Source organism: Limimaricola litoreus, assembly GCF_024159025.1.
Classification (GTDB): domain Bacteria; phylum Pseudomonadota; class Alphaproteobacteria; order Rhodobacterales; family Rhodobacteraceae; genus Limimaricola; species Limimaricola litoreus.
In genome coordinates this window covers 1-5,456 of sequence record NZ_JAMYXC010000254.1, presented here as the reverse complement: position 1 = coordinate 5,456, position 5,456 = coordinate 1, and the positions used below count along the sequence as shown (strand labels likewise).

At 71.2% G+C, this 5,456-nt stretch carries 5 protein-coding genes; 1 reads left to right on the top strand and 4 read right to left on the bottom strand.

Translation table 11 applies throughout. The features are described 5' to 3' along the window. Positions 1-301, bottom strand: a 301-nt coding sequence (locus tag NHG85_RS16015; RefSeq protein ID WP_253334192.1) for a hypothetical protein, incomplete at its 3' end; no start/stop codon positions are given. A gap of 113 nt (positions 302-414) precedes the next feature. Here NHG85_RS16015 and NHG85_RS16010 point away from each other — a divergent pair. Then, the gene (locus tag NHG85_RS16010) at positions 415-1,062 is read left to right on the top strand and encodes a carbonic anhydrase (protein WP_253334190.1); all 648 of its coding nucleotides are present in this window, start codon (positions 415-417) and stop codon (positions 1,060-1,062) included. Here the strand turns inward: NHG85_RS16010 and NHG85_RS16005 are convergent. The 3 genes from NHG85_RS16005 to selD are packed head-to-tail and all read right to left on the bottom strand — an operon-like array spanning position 1,038 to position 5,239. Then, positions 1,038-2,123, bottom strand: a complete 1,086-nt coding sequence (locus NHG85_RS16005; protein ID WP_253334188.1) for an AbrB family transcriptional regulator — start codon at positions 2,121-2,123, stop codon at positions 1,038-1,040. The two genes, NHG85_RS16010 and NHG85_RS16005, sit on opposite strands and share 25 nt — an antisense overlap. 41 nt (positions 2,124-2,164) lie before the next feature. After that, positions 2,165-3,037, bottom strand: a complete 873-nt coding sequence (gene trhO / locus NHG85_RS16000) for an oxygen-dependent tRNA uridine(34) hydroxylase TrhO (protein ID WP_253334187.1) — start codon at positions 3,035-3,037, stop codon at positions 2,165-2,167. 48 nt (positions 3,038-3,085) lie between these two features. Then, complete coding sequence (selD, locus tag NHG85_RS15995; RefSeq protein WP_253334185.1) at positions 3,086-5,239, bottom strand: selenide, water dikinase SelD; 2,154 nt, start codon at positions 5,237-5,239, stop codon at positions 3,086-3,088. Positions 5,240-5,456 lie beyond the last annotated feature (217 nt).

Here is a 5,456-nt window from a genome sequence, read left to right as displayed (position 1 = left end):
GCTTCGCGCAGTCCTCGACGCTCGCCGCGACGCGCGCCATCTCCGACAGGCCGAGATGCGTGGCCAGCCGGCGCAGCCCCCGCGCATCGGCGCGCAGCCTGCCGAAGGCGCAGGCCCCCAGATGCGCCTCGAGCCGCGTCATCCGGGTGCGCAATTCGACCGAGGGCGGCGGGCCGCGCCGGGCACCGCCGCCAAGCACGGCCAGCAATCGGGCGCGTAGCAGCGCCTGTGGCGAAGGCTCCGGCAGCGGCATCAGCGGCACGAGAGCATGCGGGGCGGGGCGTGTGTCAGGACAGCTCATGCGCCGAACCTAGGCGGCAATCCGTTCCGAAACCGTTGCCCGCGGGGCGAGATATGTCTCGAATCTCGTCGCAATTGCGCTTATTCGCGGCATGACGACGCATGGAGACCGACATGACCATCGCCAGACCCCTCCCCGATTACCTCGTGAAGCGCTACCATGGCTGGAAGGCCACGGCCTATTCCGAGAACAGCGCCTGGTTCCGCAAGCTTGCCGATGACGGTCAGCACCCGCGCGCCATGGTGATCTCCTGCTGCGACAGCCGGGTGCATGTCACCTCGATCTTCGGTGCCGATTCGGGCGAGTTCTTCATTCACCGCAACATTGCCAACCTCGTGCCGCCCTATGCCCCCGACGGCAACCAGCACGGCACCTCGGCGGCGGTGGAATACGCCGTGACCGCGCTCAAGGTGCCGCATCTGATCGTGATGGGCCATTCGGGCTGCGGCGGGGTGAAGGGCTGCTACGACATGTGCTCGGGCGATGCGCCGGCGCTCGAGGAGAAATCGAGCTTCGTGGGCCGCTGGATGGACCTGCTGCGCCCGGGCTTCGAACGGCTGCCCGAGGGCACGCCCGAGGAGCGGGTCGCGATCCTTGAAAAGCAGGCAGTGCTGATCTCGCTCGACAACCTGATGACCTTTCCCTTCGTGAAATCGGCGGTCGAGCGCGGCACGCTGACGCTGCACGGGTTGTGGAACGACATCGGTGGCGGCGGGCTCGATGCCTACGACCCCGATCAGGACCGCTTCGTGCCGCTCTGATCCCTGCGTCGCGTGGCCCGGAACACCGGCTGCGCGGCGAAGATCACCAGCATGATCCGCACAAGGTGCAGCACCGAGACATAGGCCACGTCCTGTCCCATGGCGAGCGCGAGCAGGCTCATCTCGGTGAGCCCGCCGGGCGAATAGCCCAGGAAGCTCAGGGACAGCGGCAGGCCGGTGAGCGCAGTGAGCGTGGCGGCGAACCCCACCGCCACCGCGATCATCGCCACCGATGACAGCGCGCCCAGCGACAGGTCGCGCCCGATCTGCCGCGCACTCACCCCGATGAAGCGGCAGCCGATCACCGTGCCGATCACCACCTGCGCGATCACGATGAGAAACCCCGGCGGCGCCACGGTGACGAGCCCCGCCAGATGCAGCGCGCCGGAGAGTGCCATCGGCCCGGTGATCTGCGGCGCGGGCAGGCGCAAGGCACGGCCCAGCGGCACGCCCGCGATGGCCGCCCCCGCCAGGAGCGCCCAGTCGAGCAAGGTGAGCGCCGAGGCCGCGGTGCCGCGCGCCACCTCGGTCGAGCTGACGTCGAGCGCATAGCCGTAGAACAGCACCACGAAGAGGATGACGAGCAGCACCCGCGCCGCATGGGCCAGCGCGATGCGCTTTTCGTTGCCGCCCGCGGCACCACCGAGGATCAGCATGTCGTTGAGCCCCCCCGGCATGGCCGAGAAGAAGGCGGTCACGGGGTCATAGCGCCCCACGCGGCGATAGATCGCGTAGGAAGCCAGCGCCGTCACGCCAAGGAACGGCAAAAGCAGCGCGAAGCTCGTGGCATAGCGCCCGGCAGCGTCGAACATCTCGGGCGTCATGGCCGAGCCGAGCATCACCCCGATCACCGGGATCACCAGCGGGCGCAGCCGGTCGGGCCCGCGCACGGGCAGCGACAGCACCGCCGCAAGCGTGTTGCCGATCATCGGCCCCAGCATCCAGGGCAGCGGCATTCCGGCCAGCGCCGCGAGCCAGCCCGAGACCGCGCCGATGCACAGCGCAAGGACGGCGCGCCGCCCCGGCACGAGGCCGCGCAGATACATGACGATATCATCCATACCGCCTGCTTAGCGGTCTGCGGGGGCGAGGTGTAGGGGGGTCAGCCGCCCATCTGCCGCTGCCGCTCGGCATAGCGGGCGCGGTCGGCATCGCTCCGCTCGTCGATGCAGCCGGGGCAGGAGATGCCCTCGGCATAGGCCGGGTCCGTCACGGCCTCGGGCGAAACCGGCATCCGGCAGGCGCGGCACAGCACGTGGCTGCCGGGGGTCAGCCCATGGCCCACCGCGACCCGCTCGTCGAAGACGAAGCATTCCCCGCGCCACAGGCTCTCTTCGGGCGGCACCTCTTCGAGGTATTTCAGCACCCCGCCCTTGAGGTGATAGACCTCCTCCACCCCCTGCGCCTTGAGAAAGGAGGTCGATTTCTCGCAGCGGATGCCCCCGGTGCAGAACATGGCGATGCGCTTACCGGCAAGAGCCTCGCGGTTGGCCTCCCACCATTCGGGAAACTCGCGGAAGCTCCGCGTGCCGGGGTCCACCGCCCCTTCGAAGCTGCCCACCTCGACCTCATAGCCGTTGCGCGTGTCGATGGTGACCACGTCGGACGCCGCGATCAGCGCGTTCCACTCGGCGGGATCGACATGGGTGCCCACCTGCCCCAGAGGATCGACGCCGGGCTGGCCCATGGTGACGATCTCGCGCTTGAGCCGGATCTTGAGACGGCGGAAAGGCGCGGCGTCGGCGGCGCTTTCCTTCCAATCCAGCGCGTCGAACCCCGGCCAGCCGCGCAGATGCGCGATCAGCTCGAGGATCGCCGCGCGCTCGGGGGCGGCGACGGTGCCGTTGATCCCCTCATCGGCGAGGATCAGCGTGCCGAGAATCCCGCCTGCGGCGCAGAAATTGAGCAGCGCCTCGCGGCGCGCGGGCGCGTCGGGCAGCGGGGCGAAATGATAGAGGGCGGCGACGGTGAACATGGCGCGAGGGCTTAGGCCCGCGCGCGGCGCGGCGCAAGGCCGGGCCGCTCACACCAGCTTCAGCCCCGCGCCTTCGACCATCCGCCCGATCCGCGCCGCCGGGTAGCCCGCCGCGCGCAACTCGGCGAGCAATGCCTCGGCCCGATCGGGCTCTACCGCGGCGAGCAGCCCGCCCGCGGTCTGCGGGTCGAACATCAGCTCGGCCCGCGCGCCGCCCGCGCCGAGGATCGCCGCGCCCGCGCCCGACATGTTGTCGGCGAACAGCGTGGAGCGGATTCCGGCCTCGGCCAGCTCCAGCGCGCCCTCCATCAGCGGCACATCCGCGATGTGCAGCTCCGCGCCGCAGCCCGAGGCCTCGCAGATCCCCGACAGATGCCCGGCGAGGCCGAAGCCGGTCACGTCGGTCATCGCCTGCGCGCCCGCGAGGATCTCGGAGGCGCGTGCCTGCCCCTGCACCATCGCCTCCCAAGCCCGCGCCACGACCCGGCCCGGTGCCGCGCGCGCCATCTCGGCGGCGAGGATCGTGCCCGAACCGACCGGCTTGGTGAGGATCAGCACCGCCCCGGGGCGCGCGCCCGCCAGCGTCACCGGCTCATTCTCGCAAATCCCGGTGACGGTGAAGCCCACCGTCAGCTCCGAGCCGAGCGAGCTGTGCCCGCCCAGGATATGCGCGCCGGCCGCGTCCATGACCTCGCGCGCCGCCGCCATGATCTCGGCCATGCTGCGGCGCTGCATCTCGGCGCTCATGCGCGGCAGGATCAGGCTGACCGTCGCGGCCTGCGGGCGCGCCCCCATCGCCCAGACATCGCCCAGCGCGTGGATCGCCGCGATCCGGGTCATCAGATGCGGATCCTCGACAAAGGTGCGCAAGTGGTCGGTCGAGATCACCTGCCGCGCCCCGCCGGTGAGGATCAGCCCGGCATCGTCGCCCGGCAGCGGCAGCACGTCGGCACGGGTGCGCGCGGGTAGGCCCGCCAGCGCCTCGCGCAGCGCCCCGCGCCCGACCTTGGCGCCGCAGCCGCCGCACATCGGCTTGTCGCCCAGCGCCTCGACCACGCCCTCGGCCACCGGGTCGGGCAGCTTCGGCGCGGCCATCTCGGGCAGGTCCGAAAGCTTGTCCATGAACCTGCGGTCGATCCGGTCCTTCCAGGTCCAGAGCATCGGCAGGGCCACGACGCGGCCCCATTTCTCGGCCATGGCCGTCCTGTCGCCGAGCGAGACGAGCTTGAGATAGTCCTTTTGCGGCTGGTAGTCGCGCATCCGCCCGCCAGAGAGCGCGGCGCGCAGGTTGTCGAACAGCACCGGCGCCTGCCGCACCGCGTAGACCCCGGCCTTGGGGCGCGGATCATGAAGCATATGCGCGCAATCGCCCGCCGCGAAGATGCGCGGATCGCTGCTTTGCAGGGTCGGCCCGACATCGACGAAACCATCGGTGAGCGACAGCCCCGTCTCCGCGAGCCAGCCCTGCGGCCGCGCGCCCGCCGCGCCGATGGTGAAATGCGATGCCACCTCGCGCCCGTCGTCGAGACATACCCGGTCGGCCTCGATGCGCGCCACCTGCGTGCCCTCGATCACCGTGACGCCCAGCGCGGTCATCCGGTTGCGCACGAGACGGCGCGCGGCATCGCTGGCACCGGGCAGAAGCCGGTCGCGCTCGATCACCGTCACCCGCGCGCCGCGATGCCGCAGCCCATGCGCCGCCGCCATCGCCAGCTCGGCCCCCGCGATGCCGCCACCGATCACCGCGACATGGGCCCGGCCCTCGCCCGTGCGGTAGCCCTCCCAGGCGCGGGCAAGCTGGCCCAGCGGCTTGGCCGGGACGCCATGCGCCGCGAAACCCTCGACCTGCGGCATCCGGCTGGTCACCCCGATGTCAAGCGAGGCCACGTCGAAGCCGATGCGCCGATCGCCCACCACCACCTCGCGCGCCGCCAGATCGAGCCCCTCGGCCCGGCCGATCACCAGCCGCGCACCGGCAAAGCGCGCCAGCCGCACGAGGTCGATCTGCGGGGTATCGGCGTCGTAATGCCCGGCGATGTAGCCCGGCAGCATGCCGGAATAGGCGGTGAGCGGGCCGGGATCGATCAGCGTCAGCCGCACGCCCGGCAGCGGATCCATGCCCCAGCGCCGCAGCAGCAGCGCATGGGTGTGGCCGCCGCCGATCAGCACGAGGTCTCGGGTCAGGGGGATGAGGGGCGTCATGCGCGGCGCTCTATCCCGCCGCGCCGCGTCGCGCCAGAGCGGCGCGCAATCAAGCGGCCAGAGCGACCATTGCGGCGCGCGGTCATGGCACCAGCCAGCTGCCCTGCCAGCCCTCCTCGCGCTCATAGCGCGCGCGGCGGTGGATCTCGCCCAGGTGCAGCGCCTCGACCCGCAGCACCCGCGCGCGCAGCACCGCGAAGCGCGCAGGCCGCGGGTT

Coding starts and splice junctions, on each gene's coding strand:
- NHG85_RS16010 (WP_253334190.1), top strand. CDS start 415: ATGACCATCGCCAGACCCCTCCCCGATTACCTCGTGAAGCGCTACCAT.
- NHG85_RS16005 (WP_253334188.1), bottom strand. CDS start 2,123: ATGGATGATATCGTCATGTATCTGCGCGGCCTCGTGCCGGGGCGGCGC.
- trhO (WP_253334187.1), bottom strand. CDS start 3,037: ATGTTCACCGTCGCCGCCCTCTATCATTTCGCCCCGCTGCCCGACGCG.
- selD (WP_253334185.1), bottom strand. CDS start 5,239: ATGACGCCCCTCATCCCCCTGACCCGAGACCTCGTGCTGATCGGCGGC.